Raw genomic sequence first — 21442 nt, 5'->3', positions numbered from 1 at the left:
ATTAGTAGACCACAAATTTAGGAAGGGATGTCGGGCAGGATTTATACAAAACGTTGAATTACTAGCACAAAACAACGATTCTGATTTTTATATTTTGAATACGGTTTTGACCCATGTCTGGTTTATAAACCAATACCTATCCCTGCATTCACCATACGGTAATTTTCTGCCAGGCCATAAGATGCGAACAATGTCAGGACTGGGAATTTAAGTTGAAAGCCCATATCAGCACGGAAACCTTTAATATAAGTTGCATTTATATTGACCGGATCGGTGAAAGTAGTGTAAGATATTTGCGTCTCTGTTATGCCGTTTATAATCGGGTAATTTCCTTTTAAACCTACTTTTGTTTTAGAAATGTTATAGCCAGCAGACAGGTAAGGAGTGAAAATTGAAAGCTGTTTAGAAAGAATGACCTGGAATAGATAGTTGTCCAGATTTCCGAAAATCTCTTGCTTGGTAAAATCTTTTAATTGTTGCGGATCAGCTGGAACCAAAAAGTCATCTGGTTGCAGGTTTAGTTTTTTGGAGTAATGAAGTCTGCTATAATTGAATGCCATTGCAAAATCAAAGGGCACTGGATTTCCACCACTGGCAAAATCCTGAATAAAGTTATGCTTAATACCAAAACCGATCATACTTACAGAACCTATGCCTTTATTGAGTTTTATCTTTGGAATGGCCCGGACGGTTACATCAGTATTTTGGAAAAGCCCTACAGTAAGTTGTAATTGTGGGGTAGGAACTATATCTTCAAATAGACCTCCTGGCATATCAAATGAAGTAAGTTTATGGCCATTGGTGTCATAGATATCCATTGCAGGGCCGTTAACATGTTTATCACCGCTAAATGTCGGAGCTATCACCTGATTAGGATTAGCCGGACGAATATTACTGGAAAGGCCAATTTGAGTTACATTGAATGATCTTTCTGTGACAGGTACAACAACGGCTGTAGCAGTAGCTCTCAATTCGAAATGAAATAAATTAAGCGTTTTTGCCGTGTTTGTCCAGCCGCTGCTCATGCCCATGCCAAGTCCTTTCAAAAGTGGTCGGCCGTAAGCGTCAACAAGTTTAGCAGCATCATCAGGGCCGGCTTTGATCAATTGTTCGAAACCAGTTTGTGCTTTGATAGAAGTTACCGCTAATACTAACAGTAAGGTAATCGTTATTAAAAGTTCTTTTTTCATTATTGTGATGATCAGGTTCAGCGTTTCTTCCTCTGATTGATTTGGTGCAATTCTGAGGCTTCCTTAGCCAGGAATTTCTTAATTGCTAATATTATTCTCAAAATTCTAAGTTTCATAATCTAATTTGCAGGGTAGAGTATACCAATACTTACAAAGTTGAAGAAATTATGATGAATCAGACCTCTAAATGAAGTGAAACGTTCAAATGGTTAGTTGAAGTGTACATTTAATCAAATGAAACAATTACGAATTAGTCTCAGATTAAATATTCTGGTTTCTTGCCGCAGGATATTTGGTTTTATGTACAATTCAACACCGACTTTGGCCGTTCCATGGAAGAATATTATCTTAGTTTAGTTTTTTGAAATACATTTGCGGATGTTCAAGTCCTATCAGCTTAAATGGTTTTTTATCCTATCTGGTATTTTAGCAATCAGTACTCAGCTGCTGCGCAAAGAAAACTCCAGAGAAATAGAATACCGGGAATACTTAAATTATGTGTTTCAAACCTATGGGATGATCCTGATTTCATGGTTACCTTATGGATATTTCTTTACCCACAAATTCTCCTGGCTTAAAAGTTATACAAAGAATTTCCTGAGTATTGCGGTGTCCATGTTATTATGCTTTGGGGTGTCTTATGTCTTTTTCCTGTTATTACCTCCAAACACTTTAAATGATAAGGTTATAGGTTTCAATAGTTTGTCTGACTATAAGATACATTTTATGGGGTCATTTTTTATCAGCCTCATTTGTTATATAGTTTTCTACAGCACACATACCAATGCTGCTTTGCAACAGACAAAACTGGAGAATGAAATTCTTGAACAAGCACACCTTCGTGCACAGTTAATATCGTTACAACAGCAAATCAGCCCTCATTTTTTATTCAACTCTTTGAGTACGCTCAAAACTATTGCACCCGACTGGCCCACCAAAAATTACATCCTTCAGCTGGCGAGTGTATACCGGTATGTATTAAATTTCAATGAGCATCACCTTACCCCTTTAAGTGACGAAATTAATTTCATCAAGTCATATCTCTACATTATGAATGAACGCTTTGAAGACGGGCTGAAGATTAATATCAGCATCAAAGAAGAACATTTAAAATTGCTGATCCCATCACTTTCCTTACAGTTACTGGTGGAAAACGCGATTAAACACAATACAATTTCGGCAGAGAAACCGTTAGCACTGACAATTATTACTGATGATTCACCTGCACTTACCTTGGTTAACAATTTTCAACCAAAGAAAATACCTGCTGAGGGAACTGGGACGGGATTGAAAAACATTCGGGAACGTTATAAGTTGTTAGCGAATCAGTCTATAAAAATTTTAAATGAGAATGGAAAATTTGCGGTCACTATACCTTTGCTTACAAAATGAGAGTAGTAATAATTGAAGATGAATTGAAAACGGCAAACGAGCTTAAAAGTATGCTTCAGAGCCTCAATGATGAAATTATAGTCGAGGCTGTTTTAAATTCAGTAGCTACAGCAACAGAATGGTTAAAGAGGAACCCCGCTCCGGATCTCATTTTCTCCGATATTCAGTTAGGGGACGGGTTAAGTTTTGAGATTTTCAGGGAGGTACAAACAAATGCTCAGATTGTTTTCTGTACTGCATTTGATGAATATGCAATCAGGGCGTTTGAATCCAATAGTATAGACTATCTGCTAAAACCGGTAGAGGAATCTATGGTGATGAAAAGTCTTGAAAAATATCACAGGCTCAATGTTCATTCGATTAATAATCAGCAGCAAGCCCAGAATCTGAACAAGATCCTGGTACAGATGGATTCTGGTTATAAGCAAAATATACTCGTTCATTACCGGGAAAAAATAATTCCTGTCCGCGTGATGGATATTCAGTTTATCTATGCGTCAAATGGTGCGGTATACTTGTATACCTCCAATGATAAAAACTATGTTGTTCAACATACGATTGAGCAATTAGAATCCTTGTTAAATCCACAATTATTTTTCCGTGCCAACCGGAAGTTTATAATTAACCACGGATTCATCACAAATATCGAACACTATTTTAATCGTAAGCTTTTTGTCATGACAAAAAGTGAAGCTCCCGAAAAGATCATTATTGGCCGGGTTAAAGCACAAGCTTTCTTAAAGTGGGTTGAACAATAGTATTCATTTTACTTCCTATTTTCCATTTTGTTCATTTCATAGTTCATTTTGTCCGCTTCATGGTCAAAATCAAAATGTGAATGCTAAATCCGCATAGTTTTGCACAAAAAGATTGGATGATTTAGCCCTTTCAGGCCAGATACAAACGCTTTTGAGCAGGATATGAAAAAAAAGATAATATTGGCAGTGATGTGCTTGCTGCATCTCCACGTATTTGCACAACAGAAATGGGATCTTAAGGAATGCATTGACTACGGACTTAAGAATAACCGGAATACCGCTGTTTACGAAAATGAGAAGAAAGCAGCTGATGCAAAGGCCAAAGAGGCCCTTTCAGATTATTTACCTAAAGTTAGTGTTTCAGCAACTTTAGAAGACAACTTAAAGGTTCAGGAATCGGTTATCCCGGCTGGGGTATTTGGTCCGACAGACATCCGCGTAGCCTTTAGTCAAAAGTTCAATAGCAATGGTCTGGCACAACTAGATCAGACTATTTATGATCAGTCGCTGTTAAATGGATTGAAAGCTAACAAATACGCTAAAGAACAGGCAGGTCTGAATATCGTCAAAAACCAGGAAACAATCATTTATAATATTAGTAATGCTTATTACCAGATCTATGTTTACAGGGAGCAATTGCGCCTTCAGCAGGAAAATCTGGGAACCTACCAGAAGCAGATGGATATTTCTGCCTTACAGGTAAAAAAGGGGGTAACTCTTAAAAAAGATCTTGATAAGGTTACTGTCGATTATAATAACGCGGTCTCTCAGATCCGCGTTGCAGAAAGTAATCTGGCGCTTGCCGAAAATCAGCTTAAATATGAAATGGGATATCCAATGACTGACAAGCTACAGGTAGAAAATCCTTCTTCGCAAAATCTAAGCGCCGTGGTCAATCATGATCCTGAGAATAATGGATTTTTAGCTGGTAAGCGAACCGATTACCAGCTTTCATTAGTCAATGCTAAACTTCTCGAAATAGATCAGAAAAGGATCAAAGCAGGAGGGCTTCCTAAGCTTAGCGGCTATGCCAGGTATGGAGCAGTTGGTTTTGGCAACACACTCGGCCCGGCTTTTAAAGACTTAAGTCCATATTCAGTTATAGGATTGAAGCTCAGTATTCCATTGTTTGATTTCTTTAAGCGCAATGCGCAGTACAATCAGGCGAAGTATAAAAGCATGAATGCTGTTGAAAATTTAAAGCTGGACGAAGGAAAATATGAGATGGAATATCAAAATGCCAGCACCAAAATGATTAAGGCCGGGAGCAGTTTGGAAAGTGACAGGAGGAACATTGATCTGGCACAATCAGTTTTTAAGATAACAGACCTGCAATATAAAAAAGGCGTTGAAAATTTAACAGAATGGTTAAATGCACAAAACTCAATTAAAGAGGCACAAAATAATTATCTGAACTCACTTTATAGTTTCCTGCAGGCCAGACTGGATCTGGAAAAAGCTGCGGGGGGCCTTAAAACATTTTACACCTCAATTCAATAAGAAACGGGTACCAAAGTCTCCATCTTACAAAAAAAAACAATAGATAAAAAAGATGAAACGTAAACACATCATAATTCTGATCGTCGTGGTCAGTATCGGACTTATTATTTTTAAGCTTGCTGCGAATAAAAGCAAACTCAATGAAAAGGAGAATCCAAAGGAAGATACTTCTGTGGTCAGAATACCCGTAAAAGTTGCGACGGTTAAAGAACAATTACAAGAAATCAACTTGATAAAAACAGGAAGCCTTGCACCTTTTAAGGAAGCCAAAGTGCTTTCAACAGTGGGTGGAACAATAGTGCAGCTTAGGTTCAATCTCGGTGACTATGTTAACCAGGGACAGGTACTTGCGCTTATGGACACTAAATTGGTACAGCTTGATTTACAAAAAGCACAGACAAATGCAGCCAAATTACACCGGGATCTTCAGACTTATACTGAACTACTTGAAGGGCAGGCCGCAACACGGGAAAAAGTAAACGAAATCCGACAAAATTATTCGGATGCTGAAAATCAAGTTAATCAACTTAAAAAACAGATAGCTGATGCGTCTGTCAAAGCACCTACCAGTGGAACAATTTCAGCAAAATTGCTGGAACAAGGTGTCTTTGCCAATGCAGGGGCAGAGCTTGGAACGATTGTGAATCTTTCGCAAGTAAAAGTTCAGCTTAAACTTACGGAAAATGAAGTTTACCAGGCAAAGCTGGGGCAAATGATCAAGATCACGACAGATGTTTATCAAGGACAGGTTTTTAATGGTAAAATCACTTTTATCAGTCCTCAAGCAGATGAAACACATAATTACCTGGTAGAGATCATTGCTGATAATAAGGATGGATCACTGCTGCGCTCTGGAACTTTCGTTTATGCCGACTTCTCAAGGAAAACGAAGCAAAATATCCTGCTGATCCCAAGGGAAGCATTAACCGAAAGTATCAAAGATGCCAGTGTTTATGTGGTCGGCGGTAACAATGTGGTTCATCAAAAGTCAATTAAAACCGGTGTAGAAATGAATAACCTGATCCAGGTTACCAGTGGCCTGAATGCCGGTGAGGTTGTAGTTACTTCTGGACAAATCAATTTAAAAGAAGGCGCACTAGTCAGTGTCTCTAAATAATACATCATCATGTCAATAACCGAAATTGCCGTTAAGCGGCCCTTATTAATTATTGTAGTGTTTACCGTGCTGTTTATTTTCGGTACAAAGTCCTATTTTAGTTTAAATTATAACTTACTCCCGAAAATCGAAATACCGACAGTTTCTGTGAGTACTGTGTATCCGGGAGCGGCAGCTGCTGAAGTGGAAACCTCGGTAACTAAAAAACTTGAAGATGCTTTTTCTTCAGTGGAAGGACTCGATAAAATTACATCTACTTCGCAGGAAGGGGTCTCGAGCGTTGTCATACAATTGAAAAGCGGAACTGATATTGATCAGGCTGAGCGCAATATTCAGCGAAAAGCAGATCAGGTTCAGAATGACCTCCCTGATAATGCAGATAAACCTGTAGTCAATAAAATCAATTTAGAAGAAGTACCGGTTATTAAAGCTGGAGTTACCTCTACAAAATCTCCACGTGAGCTGTATGATTTCGTCGATAAGCAGCTGCTTCCAATCTTACAGAATGTAAAAGGTGTAGGAAGGGTAACGATTGTTGGTGGAGATGAACGTGAGATACAGGTTAATATAGATCAAAACAAGCTAAAATCTTATGGTTTAGGAATTGGCCAGATCTCTGATGTGCTAAGTAAAGCAAACCAGTCTTTCCCTGCTGGAAGTATAGAAACACGCGATCAGCAGTTGTCTATACATTTTGATGCCAGCGTTGTTTCTCTTGCACAGATCAGAGGTCTGATTGTTCAGCAGAGACCAGGGGCAGGCAGTATCTATTTAAAAGATGTGGCAGAAGTAGTAGATGCGACCGCTAAAACTACAGCGATCAATCACATTAATGGTATTCCATCGATTGGTGTTCAGATTATCAAGCAAAGTGATGCTAACGCGGTCGATGTGAGTGAGCAGGTTAAAAAGAAATTTGAAGATATACAGTCCACTTATAAAGACCAGGCTTTAAAGTTCAGTATCTCTTCTGATCAGAGTATCTATACGCTGCGCTCTGCTGATGGGGTAATGGAAGATCTGGGTCTTGCAGTAGTCATTGTAGGGGTAATTATGCTCGCCTTTTTGCACAGTTTCCGCAGCTCAATGTTCGTTCTTGTGGCACTTCCATCTTCTATCATCCCAACATTTATTGCAATGTACTTTTTTGGTTTTTCGCTCAACCTGATGACATTAATGGCGATGTCTTTAGTGGTAGGAATCCTGGTGGATGATTCTATTGTAGTACTGGAAAATATATACCGTCACCTGGAAATGGGTTCGGATAAAAAGACAGCTGCTTTGGAGGGAAGGAGCGAGATTGGTTTTACGGCACTGGCCATTACCGCAGTAGATGTGGTGGTATTTTTACCTATTGCTTTTGCAGGTGGAATTATTGGCGCATTGCTTCAGGAATTTTCATTGGTAGTTGTATTCTCCACGCTGATGAGTTTATTTGTTTCCTTTACAGTTACCCCAATGCTGGCGAGCAGATTCGGCAAGATTGAAAAATTAAATGAGAAAACCTTGTGGGGAAAACTCAATCTGGGCTTTGAACGCTTGCTTGATGGGCTGAAAGAAGATTATGGAAAATTGCTGACTATTGTAATCCATAAAAAAAGATGGTTGTTGTCTGGAGTCATTTTACTCATTATTGGAAGTATTTCTTTAGTGCCATTCGGTTTTATTGGTGCTGCGTTTATCCCGTCTGCAGATCAGGGGGAGTTGATGATCAATCTTGAGCTGGCACCTTCTACCACACTTTATCAGACGAACATGATTACACAACAGGCAGAAAAACTGATCATGAAGGAAAAGGTCGTCACAAATGTCTTTTCCAGCATTGGTTTTACGAGTGGAAGTGTTGCCGGAACTACGAATAACAGTAACCTGGCAGAAATTACGGTGTCTATGGTGGATAAAAACGACAGGAATGTGTCTGCGGAAGATTTTGGGATTCAGCTTCAGCAGAAGTTAAGTGCAGTAATTCCTGGTGCAAAGATTACCTCAGTTCCAACATCTGTGGGCGGGGGTGCTAACCAGGCACCTATTCAGATCGGAATTAAAGGTCTTGACCTTAAAGCGATCCGCAAAGTTGCAGAGGAGTATAAAAAGATTATAGCTACTGTACCCGGTACCAAATTCGTTGAACTTTCTGTTAAAAACCAGAAACAACAGGTCGAGGTAAATTTGAACCGTGAAAAGATGACATTGTTGGGAATCGATGCAAGTCAGGTTGGTGCAGCTTTACAAAATTCATTCAGCGGCAATAAGAAAAGCAAATTTAAGCAAGGTGGGAACGAGTATGATATCCTGGTTAGTTTGGATAGATATGATCGTTCTAATATCAATAATGTTAAGAACCTGTCTTTCACCAATAGCGATGGCCAGTCTTTTGTACTTAGCCAGTTTGCTGAAGTAAGTGAGGGCTTAGGGGAGAGTGTATTGGCAAGGAGTGACAGGTTAGGCTCTATTAGTGTGAATTCAAATGTAGCCGGAAGACCTACCGGATCAGTGAATGCGGATATCAAAAAGAAAATCAGCCAGGTAAAATTACCTGAAGGAGTTTCTGTAGAATTTCTGGGTGATGCCAAAAGTCAGGGCGACGCGTTTGGTAGTTTATTCTTCGCTCTTGGGGTTGCGATTGTGTTGGTTTACCTGATCATGGTGGCTTTATACGAAAATGCAATCTATCCTTTTGTAGTGCTTTTCTCTATCCCTGTAGCGCTGGTTGGTGCCTTACTGGCATTGGCGCTGACAATGGAAACCTTAAACATCTTCTCGCTCATTGGAATGATTATGCTGCTTGGCCTGGTCTCAAAAAATGCAATCCTGATTGTAGATTTTACCAATCAGCTGAAGGCTGAGGGATATACTGTGGAGAAAGCTTTAATAGAAGCGGGTAAGGAAAGGTTAAGACCAATCCTGATGACCACACTGGCCATGGTGTTTGGTATGTTGCCAATTGCACTAGCCAGTGGCGCTGGTGCAGAAATCAAAAATGGGATGGCCTGGGTAATTATCGGCGGATTAACCAGTTCAATGATCCTGACACTGTTTGTAGTGCCGTCTATGTACCTCATCATTGAAAATCTGATGTTGAAATTTAAAAAGAAGAAGACCAAAGAAGGCCAGTTGTTACTGGAAACTCATAATTAAATAACACATGAAATACAAAACTCTTTTTTATCTCCATATTTTAATCGCAGCTTGTTCTACGGCAAATGCGCAAACTGCGCGGAAAGCCGCCGCAATCAAAAGGATGACCGACTCTTTGACTATGGAAGGATTGTCGGCCTACGCGATGCGATACCCTCAATTGAGGCAGGCCTTTTTTGCAACTGATATCATCGGTAAAGCAAATGTTAAAGGCGAATTAAATGGAAAGGATCTGTATGAGGGTAAAATGAATATCACAAGGATCAGGTCTAATTTCAATGTACCGATTTCAAATTGGGGTAGAAATGTAGTTACCGGGACAATAGGGTACCAGCAACAGCAGTTGAAGACAACTGAGATTACCAGTTATGATCCTCGTTTTTCCAATGCAGATATCAGTACCACAAAATCGACTGTAAGCTTGTCGGCTACTTTTGGCCGCTCTGATTCGGTTTTCAATAAGCTGATATTTTATGGACTGGGTATTTCGGGAGTTACTGATGAGCTTTCTTCTATTAAAAGACTTAATTATATCGGTTCTATATCGATGCCCATCAGAAGAGATCAGAATTCTTCTTTAACCATAGGTCTGGTTGTGATTCTTGATCCTTCTGCAATTGTTCCTGCGATACCTATTGTGAGTTACTGGCATAAATACAAGAATTCGAACGTTGAACTATTTGTTGATTTTCCTTCAAGAATTGTTTTGAGAAAGCAGTTTTCTAAAAGGAGCTGGGCTACTGTTGGATCTGAATTGGGAGGGAGTTTACTGTTCTTTAATTTAGACAAGCCATCATTACCACAGAATAACATCTATACCAATGCGGAGGTACGTACAGGCTTAACCTTTGAGTATCTGGCAACTAAGAAACTGATTCTTGGTGTAAGTGGTGGGCTTTATAGTACCACAGCGTCAAGGATGTTTGACAGGAATGATAAACCGGATGATTACTTTTTTAAAGCGAAAACTGGTTCTGCTCCATACCTTACTTTCTCGGTTTCTTTCCTGCCGTTTCTGAAAAGGTTATAATTTATCAATTAGGCTCAATATGGATCAGGACATTTGCTAATTCCGGAAGCTTAGCGCGGAGTGTATCCTGCAGGCGATGTGAAATGTCATGTCCTTCTCTTACTGAAATATTTCCATTTACAATGGCATGCAGGTCTATATGATACTGCATGCCTGCTTTACGCACATAGCATTTCTCGGTATCAATGACGCCATTAACAGTAAGGGAAACCTCTCTGATACTAACTACAAGGTCATCGTACAAATGCTCATCCATAATTTCTCCTAAGGCAGGCCTGAAGATTTTATAACTGTTATAAAGGATGAAAGCGGCAGCGAACAGGGCTGCAATGTCATCTGCTGATTCGTAACCTTTGCCTAATATTAATGCAATTGATATTCCTATAAAAGCGGCAACTGATGTAATTGCATCACTGCGGTGGTGCCAGGCATCCGCTTTTAAAGAGGAACTATTTGTTTCTATTGCTTTTTTCATCACCTTGCGAAAAGAGATTTCTTTCCATACAATGAGTGCGGCCAATAGAATTAATGTCCATGGTTTTGGTAAAGCATGTGGTGTTCCTATATTCTGAATGCTTTCATAAGCGATAATTGTAGCAGAGGTAATCAAAAAACCAACCACCAGGAACGTTACCAATGGCTCTGCTCTTCCATGACCATAGGGATGATTTTCATCCGCTGGTCTGTTGGCGTATTTAAGTCCAAAAAGAACGAGTAGTGAAGAGAAGATATCGGCGGTTGATTCTATAGCATCAGCAATTAAAGCATAAGAATTTCCGAAAACACCTGCGATTCCTTTTAGGATTGCAAGTACTGTATTGCTTACAATACTGAAATATGTTGCACGTACTGCTGTTTGATGATTCGTCAATTGATTACTGTTTGGGCCTTTCACGGTGCAAAGTTAAAATAAATCAGGTTTATCAATCGATAATGTTTTTAGAATTAGTAAGAAGTCAGTGTTTACTTTTAAACTTCCTATCCGATAAAAGATACAGTGTAGATGAGATTTGAGTTAAGCACCCAAATCCCATTTTATGGTTGGTTTAATAATTTATATAATGTTCGTCAAAGCTTCCGTCTGAATACAGGTCTATTAAACCATATCCAGGAGCAGTTTGCCGTTTATTACCTTCCCACCATGCACCACTAACAGCTCCGTTGCAGATATAGGTAACTCCATTATAAACAACTTTATCACGCAGATGAATATGTCCGCTGAGGCATAGTTTTACATTGGGGTACTGGTAAAACAGGTTTATTATTTTTGAAGTATCAGTATGCATATCACCGCCAAGCATCTCCCATTTATTGACGATATTGTCTTCTACCATGAGTGTGGCCGTTAATATAGGGATATGTGACATCACCAGTACAGGGACATCGGCAGGTGTTTTTTTTAACTCGTTCTCCAGCCAGATAAATTGTGCTTCTCCAAGTTTACCGATATACCAGGTGCCGTCAATATCCAGATGAACGCTGTCCAGGATAATGAATTTCCAGCCATTTTTAATGAAACTATGATAGGGGCTGGAAAGCTTCAGCTGATCCATGGCGTATTGTTTACCATAAATAGCCTGACCTTTATTATTTTCGTTCCACCAGATGTCATGGTTACCTAAACAATATTGTACAGGGATATTACATTCCTGCGCCATGATTTCCTTCACTAATTTCCATTGTGCATTGATTGTAGACAGCTGTTCTTTATTCATATCGTATACAATATCACCTCCGTTAAGAATGAGATCCGGTTTTGGGTGTTGTTGCTGAACGTGGTGAAGACATTTAGCAAATTTTTTGGGTGCATCGAAATGATCTTTTAAATGGATGTCGGTCAGGTGGGCAATCCGCATGACTTTTGTTTTTGTCGTGATATTGTTGGCAAAGTTGATAGCGGGAGCTAATAACAAGCCACCCAGACCAGTCAGGCTTTTAAGAACAGATCTTCTTTTCATTTTTGTTTATCTATTTGAGTTAAAAGCAGCCCTGCATATGAAGCAGGGCTGCGGAATGATTATATTACCAGTTTGGATTTTGTTTTAAATTGGGATTTAGCAGCAGATCCTGACTTGGCAGAGGAAAAAGATAATCTCTTTCCTCTCTGAATGTTTTTGGTGTGTTAGGGTTAATTACGATATGGCCGCCGGCAGATCCGTTTTCCAGGGAGATATCAACATCCAGCTTCAGAAATTGCGCATCTGGCACAGTCGGTTGATTCCCAGTATAAATTACCAGGTCTGTCTTACCATCGCCGTCAAGGTCATAATTACCTGTGCCAGGAAAGTAAGCACCCTTAAATTGTTCTGTAAGCAAATGACCTTCCTTCCAGCGGATCAGGTCATTCCACCTGAATCCTTCCATCACCAGCTCGATCCGTCGTTCTCTTCGCAATTCCAGAATGATTCCTTTATTCGCACTGCTGACCTGTATATACTGTGCCGCAAGATAAGGATCAGGGTTATTATTGGAAAGCATAAGATTAATACCAGGCATATTTACACGGTCCCTCAGTTTTTTAACGGATTTATCGAGGTCTCCTTGTGTTAAAGTACCGAGTTCCGCTTTTGCTTCAGCAAAATTGAGCAACACTTCTCCGTAACGGAAAACAGGAAGGGGATTGGGTGATTTACTATTCGCATCATTAACAGCTGAGGTCACAAATTTAGTAAGCTGATAACCGGTTACTGTACCACTGTAAGAAGGAGCAAGTACCGTGGTGCCATCTACTCTTTTATAACCGGATGTTCTGATGGTTTGCGCGAGACGTGGGTCTCTATCCTTGGTTTCGTCAAAAAATCCGTATGTATTGTATCCCGGTTTGTCTGTAAATCGGGAACCATCTTTCATGAGGTAACTGTTGACTAGTTTTTTTTCTAATCCTGGTTTACCAAAGGAAGGTGATACGGTGTAGTAATTTACGTTATGGTTGATCTGAAGATTGGTGCTGTACTGTCTGGCCAGGATCACTTCTGTTGGATTAATTACCAGGGCATGAAAAAGATCTGCATAAGCCTTGTCCGGACTGCTGGTGTAAACGTTATATGGGCCATTGTCAATCAGCTGTTCTGCTGCATCTGCTGAGGCTTGTAAAAAGCGATTGGCATCTGGCAAACTAAATTCTGTGTGATACTTTCTAAAGGTCCCCTCAAACAGGCATAATCTTGATTTTAAGGCCAATGCAGTCCATTTAGTAACTTCTGAAGCTGTTTGTCCTGTTGGCAAATTAGCAATTGCAAAGTCGATATCCTTCAGTACTGAATCCATAACCAGGGTACGTGGATCTCTGGCTTTAGTGAGCGCTTCGTTGTCATTGGTCTCAATTGGTTTAGCATACCAGGGTACATCCCCATAAGCTGCTACCATATTGGAATAGAAATAAGCTCTGAAGAATTTTGCAACAGCAGCATATTTAATAGCGACAGCAGGACTTACTCCACCACGCTGATAATTTTGAAGAAAGTAATTAATATTTCTCAGGTCTGTCCAGTTCCAGCCGCCACCGGCAACAGGAACCAAGCGGTTACCCGTTATCTTTTTGTCCAATCCATTGAGTACAATATTATCACTGTTTTCGGTATACAAACTTGTAAAGGCTTTATCTTCGTTGTCTGCGTTCGGTAACATCTTATCATAAAATGAAGTGACATAGAGTTTGAGTTCATTTTCTGAATTGAAACTATTGTTTGGTGAGATCTGGGAAAGTGGTTCCAGATCAAGCGATTTTTTACAGGCCGTAATCAGTGTAATGCCTGCCAGGGCCAGGTATATAATTCTTTTCATGTTTTCTGTTAAAAAGTGACGTTCAATCCAAGGGTATAAGTTTTCATGAAGGGATAAGCCCTTCCACCTTTATCTGTACCGTCTGGTGTAAGTTGTTCAGGGTCGATGTATTTTGTTTTAAGTTTGGTCAGTGTAAGCATGTTTTGCCCGGTAAAGAAGAATCTGAGTCTTTCTATTTTCCACTTTTTAATAATCGAAGGGGGCAGATTATATCCTATAGTCAGGTTTTTTAAACGCAGGTAGGCTATGTTTTGTAAGTATTTATCGTTGTTGTAATACAGTTCGCCTCCGTCATAGGCAGCATATCCCCGGTTGATAGGGAAGTAAGAGTCAGGATTTTCAGGACTCCAGAGCTTGCTTTCGAAGTCTTTAGGGATGAAAGAAGAATATGGTCTTCCAAAAGTTCCCCAGAACATGCCGGCTTCTGTATTCGGATACCAGTCTTGCTTACCGATTCCTTGCAGGGAAACAGAAAGATCAAAATTGCTCCAGTTAAAGCCTGCATTAATACCGAATGAATATCTTGGCAGCGAATTCCCGATCTTACGAAGATCGCCGTGATCCTGTAAAGTGTTTTTTCCATCATTGATCACGCCATCTCCATTGAGATCTTTAAATTTCAAATCACCGGCATGTAGTTTACTCCATTCTCCAGGTGAGCCGGTACGCTGTCCGTCCACATAGTCCTGGTTTATTTTCCAGTTTTGTGCTTCCTGATCAGATTTGAAATAACCGTCTATGCTGTATCCCCAGATTTCTCCAAGTTCTTGTCCTGCATAATAATTGCTGAGCAAGTTGTTCGGGTTGTCAAACTTGGTAATCTTTGCGGTATAATCTGAAAGGACTATACCAAAGTTATAGCCAAAGGGTTTCCCCATTAAAGTACCGCTATCTTTCCAGCTTACACTGATATCCCAGCCTTTAGTTAGCAAATCCCCGGCATTCTGCTTCGGTGAGTCAGCTCCGTAAACAGATGGAAGTGTTTTGCCACTGATCAGCATGTCGGTCGTTTTACGTCTGTAGATATCAAGAGAGGTTTGAAGGCGATTATTAAAAAAGGCCATATCTGCACCAAAATTGAGTGATGTAGATTTTTCCCAGGTAAAATCGGGAACAACAGGATTCGGAGCGCTTAGTGTTTGTGCCTGATTTCCATTAACGACCCATTTGGATAAGGTTGAATTCATGACTGGGATATAGGGATAGAGGTTGTTATTCCCAGTACCTACATCCTGATTCCCTAAGGTGCCATAAGAAGCTCTCAGTTTAAATTCTGATACAGCAGGTTTTAATGCTTCAAAAAAAGATTCTTCACTGATTCTCCATCCGCCGGATACTGAAGGAAAGAAACCAAACCTGCTTTTTTCCGGAAAACGTGATGTACCGTCGTATCTGCCATTTACTTCAAGCAGATATTTACCTTTATAGTCGTAATTGATCCTGCCGAAATAACCTAATAATGCCCATTCACTCGCATTACCTGTGGACTGTTGTGCTCCTGTACCTAAATCTATCTGGTTCAGGTCGTCAGATAAGAGGTCGAAACGAAGTCCAGTATTGGTTTTGTATTTCTGTAACTCATAATTATAACCAGCAGTGACTTTAAAGTTGTTTTCTTTAATTTTCTTCTCATAAGTTGCATACAAATTGACAGAGTGATGCTGGTCCATATCAGTTCCTTCTTTGTACTTATCATTTCCTTCGTACTTGATAATACCTGGGTTTACAGACCAGGGGATTACTGCCTGACGCTGGAAATTTGAAGAAGGACGAAGTTGATAAGCGTAATTTCCGGTGAAAACTAATCCTGGTACTATGTTGGCGTTAAAACCAATGGTATTTGTTAAATCATAGTTTTTAGTGCCTCCAAAAGATTTTTTGTTTTGCAGACTGGCGTATTCGTTTGCCCCATAATTATTAAGGTTTGTACGGTAGGTAAATGTGCCGTCCGGATTTTGAGGTACATAGGCGGCCATTGCATGGTTATAGAAACCCGGGCCATCTGATTTATATCCATTACCTGGATAGGTGTAATCTGTGGCGGCAAATTGTGTATTGGAAAAGACAGTCAGCCAATCAGAAAGGTGCGCATTAATTTTTGCCCTGAAATTATAAGCATTGTAAACGTCTTCGCGCAAATAAGATTGAAAAAGTCCTTTTTGCTGATAGTATCTGCCTGATAAGAGAAAGTCTACCTTTTTGTCTCCACCGGTAACATTTAAATAATGTTCCATAGTAGGCGCATCTTTTTTAAACAGAAAATTCCACCAGTCTGTATTTCCGTAATAGGAATACTGGTCTTGTCCGTTCCTGTTTTGTATTACTACCTGTGGTAAGGTTTTATCTGTTTGTCTGAGTTTAAGTTGCGCATAATCATCTGCATTGTAACCGCTGTAACTATTTCCCACATTTCGGGAGAAAGCTTCATCTACTAATCTCATTTGAGTATAACCGTCGGTAATAAAATCTGTTTTTGTGGTTACTTGTTGTAAACTGAAGTTACTGCCGTAGTTTACGCTTATTTTTCCCGCGACAGCTTTCTTAGTGGTAATCAGGATGACACCAAATGCAGCTCTCGCGCCGTAAATAGCTGCGGAAGCCGCATCTTTTAATACAGTTACATTTTCAACGTCATGAGGGTTGATCACATTCACGTCACCAGGTATTCCATCAATCAGGATCAGGGGAGAGCCGCTTACGTTAGTAATAGAAGCGAAACCGCGGACGTTAAATTTTCCAGGGCTGCCGGGCTGACCATCCCCGAAAGTAATATTCAGGTTTGGAATAGCACCTTGCAAGGCCTGAGCAATCCCAGCGACCGGACGATCTTCAAAGACTTTAGAATCTACCTGGCTTACTGCACCGGTAAGATTTACTTTCTTCTGCGTTCCGTAACCAACTACGACCACTTCATTCAACCCGTTTTGTGATGGTAAAAGTTTAATATCCATAGTTACAGTCTGACCTGCTTTAAGCTGAATATTCTTAAGTGTCTGGTTTTCATAAGAAATATAACTCGCCTCAATGCTATAGGTTCCGGCTGCGGCAGCAATCTTATAGTTACCTTTTTCGTCAGTTTGAACAGATTTATTGAGTTCAACGATTTTGAGTGTTGCACCAGGCAGGGGCAGACCCTTTTCGTCCAAAAATTTACCGGAGAGTTTGCCTGGTTCCTGAAGTTTTATTTCTTCTTTACTCAGGGCATTGATCACAATAATTCCGTTCACCTCGCTGAAGCGCATTGGTTTGGATTCGAATAGTTTTTTTAAGATGTTTCCAATTGTTTCGTTTGAAAAAGTAAAATCACCGGAGTAATAGTTTTCCAGCAGGTGGCGATCATAGGCAAAGTTCACTTTGCTCTGGTACTCCAGGTTTTTGATCGCGGTTTCTATGGTTGCATGTTTAATGCTGACCGATATTCTTTTATTCAAGACCTGCCCGTTTCCGGCAAATGACGGAAATAGCAGTGAAATGGTACAAAGAATAGTTAACAAGACAAAAGTGAATCTCATCGCTTGAATTATGACATTGTTAAGTTTTAATTTCATACATTGTATGGCTTTTAATTGTGAAATGATTGAAGTTTTTTTTGCCCTTAACGGCTTAAAAATGAAGACAGTTGTTAGCGCAACTGTCTTTTTTTTATTAGTAGATTTCTATGTCGTTCCTCCTTTTTTTAATTTTTAACTGATGTATTGCCGCAACTATCTCCATGGCTTTTAATGCAGGAGTAGCGGTGCTTATGGTTGTTGTGAAATGTTTTGTTTTGAGATTTTGCTGGTTGGTATAAACCTGGATACCAAAGTTTTTGGTCATCAGGATTGACATCTCTTCAAAAGAGGCATTGTTTAAGACCAGGTTGCCTTTTTGCCAGTTCATATTTTGTTCATCCAGGGGCATGAGTTGTATAGTTTGATCATCGCACTGATAGTTCATTTGTTGTCCTTTTATTAAAAAATGACTGTGTTGTTTGTCTACCCGCACACCAACTTTACCCCGGAGTACGCCAATAGTCATTTTTCCAAGCTGGCTATAGGCACGGATATTAAACGCAGTGCCGAGTACCTGGGTGGTTAACCGTCCGCTTTTGATAATAAAAGGATGTTTAGGATCGTGTTTTACATCAAAGAAAACTTCCCCGTCGATCAATTGAACGAGACGGTTAGCCTGGAAGTTCTGTGCTATCCGTATGGTGGAAACACTGTTTAGCATCAGGTTTGTTCCATCAGGCAGGGTAACATTTTTTCTTTCGCCGGTCTGGGTAGAAACAGTTGTAAAGCAGCCTCCGGGGCAGGCATCTTTCGCAGATTTTCCCGGGACTGGTGTTTTCCAGAACAATAAAGCTAATGATCCTATAGTCGTCAGGATTGCAGCAGCTCTTAGCCAGCTCAGACGGATCTTTCTGGATCCTGTTTTTAGTCCGGGTGTTATGGATGCCCAGATTTCTTCTTTAACCTGTGCTTCTTTTTTAGCATCCATTGGCATGGTTTCTACATCATCCAATTGCTGATACCAGTTGTCTACTACTTCTTTTTCGGCTTCTGAGTTTTTATGTTGCAGGTAATCTTTTAACAATTGCCTGTTCTTGGTACTGTTCATAACTATCCTTTTAACCTACTATCTAAAAAAGTGGTTTTAGGTACTATACGCAGTGTGTGAAGTGTGTGTTAAGTTTTTATGAAGCGGATAAATAGCAAATCATAAACACGGGAATTACCCAGTCACCTTTGTGGTGATCAAGGACTGTGGTACGGAGTCTTTTTAGTGCTTGTCCGATTTGATTTTTCACGGTTTGTTCGGAGAGGTTAAGCTGAGCAGCAATATCAGCGATAGAAAAATTTTCATCTCTGCTCATGCGGAATATTTGCTGCATTTTACCTGGCATCTTTTCTACTGCGGCCTCAATAACGGTTTTGAGTTCTTTGTTTTCGAGCAGAATGTCGGGAGCTGTATCCATTTGGATTTCCAGGAGTTCAGATTTTCTGATCTGACCAGAAGTGTGTGCGTAATAGGTGATTATACGGTATTTTAAAGCTGTGAAAAGATATTTTCCAAGATCGTCTTTTTCTGTTGCCTGGATATGTTGTCTTCTGTTCCAGACCGAAAGCATTACTTCTTGTATCATGTCTTTAGCTTCATCTTCGTCTACTCCTTTACAAGCCCTGAGGTACAGGACTTTCCAATATTTATCATAGAGTAAACGGAATGCGGCCTGATCGTTTGCTTGTATCGCAGCGATTAAGTAGGTATCAGAGGTATGATTGAAGTCCACGATCCAAAATTAGAGAGTTTAATGGTTGGTTGGTGGTAGTGGTATGTTAAGGATTTGTTATAATTAAGGTTTAATTACAGTTGTACCTACGGTGTAGTTCAGATCAGCAATAGCTTTTTGAAGACTGAATTCTTGTTGTAAAAGTTTTAGTTTGGTGTCTTTATAAGAGTCAAAGAAGTCTACAAATTCAACCAGCCCGGTTTTTCCGCTCTCATAGTCCCGCAGGAGTGTTTTAAATAACTGATCGTATTGCTCATTAAACTCCGTATGCCTGCTGGAAAGCACTTGCTTACTAAGCTCATATTGTTGAAAAGTTGATACTACGGCATTTTCCAATCTTAATTCATTTTCTTTGAGCAGACTTTCTTTATTTTGTACAACATAACGGGAAGAACGGATATTACCCTGATTTCGATTAAAAAATGGTAATTGAAATCCTATTTGCATGCCAAAATAATCTTTAGAATAACTATTTGTATGGTCATAGTCTATACCAACAGTTATGTTAGGCACAGCTAATGCCTTTTGATATTCGAGGTTATGTTGAGCATAACTAAAAGCGAGGCCCGAAGAGTGGAAATCTGCCCTGTGAATTTTTGCCTGATTGATAAGCTTATTTAGCTCTAATTTTACCGTCTCTGTTTTGGCTTGTTTGACAATTGGAGCAATGAAGGCAGTAGATTTTGTACGAAGTAATACTTTAAGTTCGGTTTCTAAAATATTAATCTGCCTGCTGTTTTCTATTTTATCATTTTCTAAACCAAAAAGCAGCGCTTTTAACCGGATATAATCTTTGAATTTCGTCTTGTCTGTTTTATAAGTGTGTTCAATTCTGGTAATCAATTGATCACCTGCACTAAGCTCATTCTGATAAACTTTGGCCTGATCATTCAGGTTTGCAAGCTGTGCAAAATCGAGTTGCAGGTTGTAATGTAAATTGCGCATCAAATCATTAAAAAGAGCTTCTTGAATTTCTGCCTGATCTTTAGCGAGCTCAATTTCTTTCCCTCGTTTTCCAGCTGTTTTAATTACCTGACTTACTACAAGGTATACCTCTCCGTTACCATCTGTATGATTGAAAAATTTGCGGGTATTGTCGTATAGATTTTGATCTGTCGCTAAATAGGGATTATCCCAAAGCTTTGCTTGTTGTATCAGAGCTTTTGAAACCTGAATATTATATTTTTGTGCGATCAGGCTAATATTATTTTCTAAAAAAGTTTTTTCTGCACCAGGAAACGTAATCTTCAGGGTATCCAATTGTGCACTGGCTTGAAAAAACATAGAATTCAGAAGTAAAATCAAAAAAATGGTATAAGTTTTTCTCACGGAAATTCTTTTTAAAGTTATTAATGTGATTATTTGATATTCGGATAACATTTCATGTTTTAAAGTAAAAGGCCTCCTGTATGGGGAGACCTTTTACTTTAAAACATGTTCGTTGTTTAGCTGTCCTGTTCCGAAAGACCCGCATATGCTTTGAAGTCTGCTGCTTCTGCATAGGATTTGAAATTTTGGATGTCCTGACGGATCATACGTTCAAATATTCCATTAAACAAAGAAGTGATCCCTCTGCCTACACTGCCAGCGGGAGGGAAGTAATCGATCTCAATTTGCATCTCTGTGCCTGTACCATTTAAAGAGTTTTTGAATTCTATTTTACCTGCGTTGTCAATCATAGATCCTTCAAGGGATTGCCAGCCCAGGTACACGCCTTTTTCTTCACGGGTGATTTCGGCATTCCAGGTCAGATCCAGCAAACCGCCTGGTGTATTGGCCTCCCATAGGGATACTTCATCATTTATTTCTACTACACTTTTGAGGTGTTTCATGAATTTTGGCAGATTGGAAAGGTCACGCCAAAAGGCATATACTTCTTCTTTTGGTGCATTGACGGTGATATGCTCAGTAATATTGATCGCTTGTGGATCGGTCGTATCTTTTCCCAGTTGCTTGTAGATTGGGCAGAACCCGGTAGCGCCACGATAAAGCATAAGCCCGCCTGCTGCTGCACCTTGAATTCCCAGAAATGGGTGCTTCCCGATTTTCTTTATACTTTTATAGACCAGCCATGTTCCGGCTATCAGCGAAACGATTCTTTCGCCCCCGTCGATATTTTCCTTTCCTGTTGACTGAAAGCCAAAAGCTGTTAATTTGTCGATGATTTGAGTGCTCAGTTCGTTTTTCATATGTCCAGTTTTGTAGTACAGAACAAAGCGGGTGTACTTTGGTTTAAAAATTATGAAAAATTATTTCCCAAAA

The 21442-nt window shown here is 39.7% G+C and carries 15 protein-coding genes; 6 read left to right on the top strand and 9 right to left on the bottom strand.

Going from position 1 to position 21442, the window contains the following annotated elements:
- Window positions 1-122: 122 nt before the first annotated feature.
- On the bottom strand, window positions 123-1190 hold the full coding sequence (locus ABIB30_RS01255) for a DUF6588 family protein (protein WP_354298928.1): 1068 nt from the start codon (window positions 1188-1190) through the stop codon (window positions 123-125).
- 378 nt (window positions 1191-1568) lie between these two features.
- Between ABIB30_RS01255 and ABIB30_RS01250 the strand changes: the two genes are divergently transcribed.
- The 6 genes from ABIB30_RS01250 (at window position 1569) to ABIB30_RS01225 (ending at window position 10125) form a co-directional block, all read left to right on the top strand.
- Entirely contained in the window at window positions 1569-2582 is a 1014-nt protein-coding gene (locus tag ABIB30_RS01250; RefSeq protein WP_354298927.1) for a sensor histidine kinase, read from the top strand.
- Window positions 2579-3340, top strand: coding sequence for a LytR/AlgR family response regulator transcription factor (locus ABIB30_RS01245; protein WP_354298926.1), 762 nt, complete (start codon window positions 2579-2581; stop codon window positions 3338-3340). The genes ABIB30_RS01250 and ABIB30_RS01245 overlap by 4 nt, the downstream gene beginning before the upstream one ends.
- A 162-nt stretch (window positions 3341-3502) precedes the next feature.
- Window positions 3503-4840, top strand: coding sequence for a TolC family protein (locus tag ABIB30_RS01240; protein WP_354298925.1), 1338 nt, complete (start codon window positions 3503-3505; stop codon window positions 4838-4840).
- A gap of 52 nt (window positions 4841-4892) precedes the next feature.
- A complete protein-coding gene (locus tag ABIB30_RS01235; protein ID WP_354298924.1) occupies window positions 4893-5957 on the top strand; it encodes an efflux RND transporter periplasmic adaptor subunit in 1065 nt (354 codons plus the stop codon).
- A gap of 9 nt (window positions 5958-5966) precedes the next feature.
- Complete coding sequence (locus tag ABIB30_RS01230) at window positions 5967-9095, top strand: efflux RND transporter permease subunit (protein WP_354298923.1); 3129 nt, start codon at window positions 5967-5969, stop codon at window positions 9093-9095.
- Between the two features lie 7 nt (window positions 9096-9102).
- Window positions 9103-10125: a hypothetical protein gene (locus ABIB30_RS01225; protein ID WP_354298922.1), complete on the top strand. Its 1023-nt coding sequence runs from the start codon at window positions 9103-9105 to the stop codon at window positions 10123-10125.
- 4 nt (window positions 10126-10129) lie between these two features.
- Here the strand turns inward: ABIB30_RS01225 and ABIB30_RS01220 are convergent, their stop codons facing one another.
- From ABIB30_RS01220 to ABIB30_RS01185, 8 genes are all read right to left on the bottom strand, one after another.
- The gene (locus ABIB30_RS01220) at window positions 10130-10996 is read right to left on the bottom strand and encodes a cation diffusion facilitator family transporter (protein ID WP_354298921.1); all 867 of its coding nucleotides are present in this window, start codon (window positions 10994-10996) and stop codon (window positions 10130-10132) included.
- A 175-nt stretch (window positions 10997-11171) separates the two neighbouring features.
- Window positions 11172-12083, bottom strand: a complete 912-nt coding sequence (locus ABIB30_RS01215) for a metallophosphoesterase family protein (protein ID WP_354298920.1) — start codon at window positions 12081-12083, stop codon at window positions 11172-11174.
- 64 nt (window positions 12084-12147) lie between these two features.
- Window positions 12148-13908 carry a RagB/SusD family nutrient uptake outer membrane protein gene (locus tag ABIB30_RS01210; protein WP_354298919.1) on the bottom strand — a complete coding sequence of 587 codons (1761 nt, stop codon included), beginning with the start codon at window positions 13906-13908 and terminating at the stop codon, window positions 12148-12150.
- 8 nt (window positions 13909-13916) lie between these two features.
- Complete coding sequence (locus tag ABIB30_RS01205) at window positions 13917-17456, bottom strand: SusC/RagA family TonB-linked outer membrane protein (protein WP_354298918.1); 3540 nt, start codon at window positions 17454-17456, stop codon at window positions 13917-13919.
- A 97-nt stretch (window positions 17457-17553) separates the two neighbouring features.
- On the bottom strand, window positions 17554-18507 hold the full coding sequence (locus ABIB30_RS01200; RefSeq protein WP_354298917.1) for a FecR family protein: 954 nt from the start codon (window positions 18505-18507) through the stop codon (window positions 17554-17556).
- A gap of 76 nt (window positions 18508-18583) precedes the next feature.
- A complete protein-coding gene (locus ABIB30_RS01195) occupies window positions 18584-19180 on the bottom strand; it encodes a sigma-70 family RNA polymerase sigma factor (RefSeq protein ID WP_354298916.1) in 597 nt (198 codons plus the stop codon).
- Window positions 19181-19243: 63 nt separating this feature from the next.
- Entirely contained in the window at window positions 19244-20464 is a 1221-nt protein-coding gene (locus tag ABIB30_RS01190) for a TolC family protein (protein WP_354298915.1), read from the bottom strand.
- Window positions 20465-20625: 161 nt separating this feature from the next.
- Window positions 20626-21369 (bottom strand): SRPBCC family protein, encoded by a 744-nt coding sequence (locus tag ABIB30_RS01185; protein WP_354298914.1) that lies wholly within the window; start codon window positions 21367-21369, stop codon window positions 20626-20628.
- Between the last annotated feature and the right edge of the window lie 73 nt (window positions 21370-21442).

Origin of the sequence: Pedobacter sp. UYP1 (genome assembly GCF_040547305.1) — a bacterium.
Lineage (GTDB): Bacteria > Bacteroidota > Bacteroidia > Sphingobacteriales > Sphingobacteriaceae > Pedobacter.
The sequence above is the reverse complement of the archived record's forward strand: the minus strand, read 5'-3'. Positions and strand labels throughout refer to the sequence as shown.

Bases quoted from the DNA above. Each gene is read 5' to 3' on its own strand.
- ABIB30_RS01255 (WP_354298928.1), bottom strand. From the start codon at position 1,190: ATGAAAAAAGAACTTTTAATAACGATTACCTTACTGTTAGTATTAGCG.
- ABIB30_RS01250 (WP_354298927.1), top strand. From the start codon at position 1,569: ATGTTCAAGTCCTATCAGCTTAAATGGTTTTTTATCCTATCTGGTATT.
- ABIB30_RS01245 (WP_354298926.1), top strand. From the start codon at position 2,579: ATGAGAGTAGTAATAATTGAAGATGAATTGAAAACGGCAAACGAGCTT.
- ABIB30_RS01240 (WP_354298925.1), top strand. From the start codon at position 3,503: ATGAAAAAAAAGATAATATTGGCAGTGATGTGCTTGCTGCATCTCCAC.
- ABIB30_RS01235 (WP_354298924.1), top strand. From the start codon at position 4,893: ATGAAACGTAAACACATCATAATTCTGATCGTCGTGGTCAGTATCGGA.
- ABIB30_RS01230 (WP_354298923.1), top strand. From the start codon at position 5,967: ATGTCAATAACCGAAATTGCCGTTAAGCGGCCCTTATTAATTATTGTA.
- ABIB30_RS01225 (WP_354298922.1), top strand. From the start codon at position 9,103: ATGAAATACAAAACTCTTTTTTATCTCCATATTTTAATCGCAGCTTGT.
- ABIB30_RS01215 (WP_354298920.1), bottom strand. From the start codon at position 12,083: ATGAAAAGAAGATCTGTTCTTAAAAGCCTGACTGGTCTGGGTGGCTTG.
- ABIB30_RS01210 (WP_354298919.1), bottom strand. From the start codon at position 13,908: ATGAAAAGAATTATATACCTGGCCCTGGCAGGCATTACACTGATTACG.
- ABIB30_RS01205 (WP_354298918.1), bottom strand. From the start codon at position 17,456: ATGAAATTAAAACTTAACAATGTCATAATTCAAGCGATGAGATTCACT.
- ABIB30_RS01200 (WP_354298917.1), bottom strand. From the start codon at position 18,507: ATGAACAGTACCAAGAACAGGCAATTGTTAAAAGATTACCTGCAACAT.
- ABIB30_RS01190 (WP_354298915.1), bottom strand. From the start codon at position 20,464: ATGTTTTTTCAAGCCAGTGCACAATTGGATACCCTGAAGATTACGTTT.
- ABIB30_RS01185 (WP_354298914.1), bottom strand. From the start codon at position 21,369: ATGAAAAACGAACTGAGCACTCAAATCATCGACAAATTAACAGCTTTT.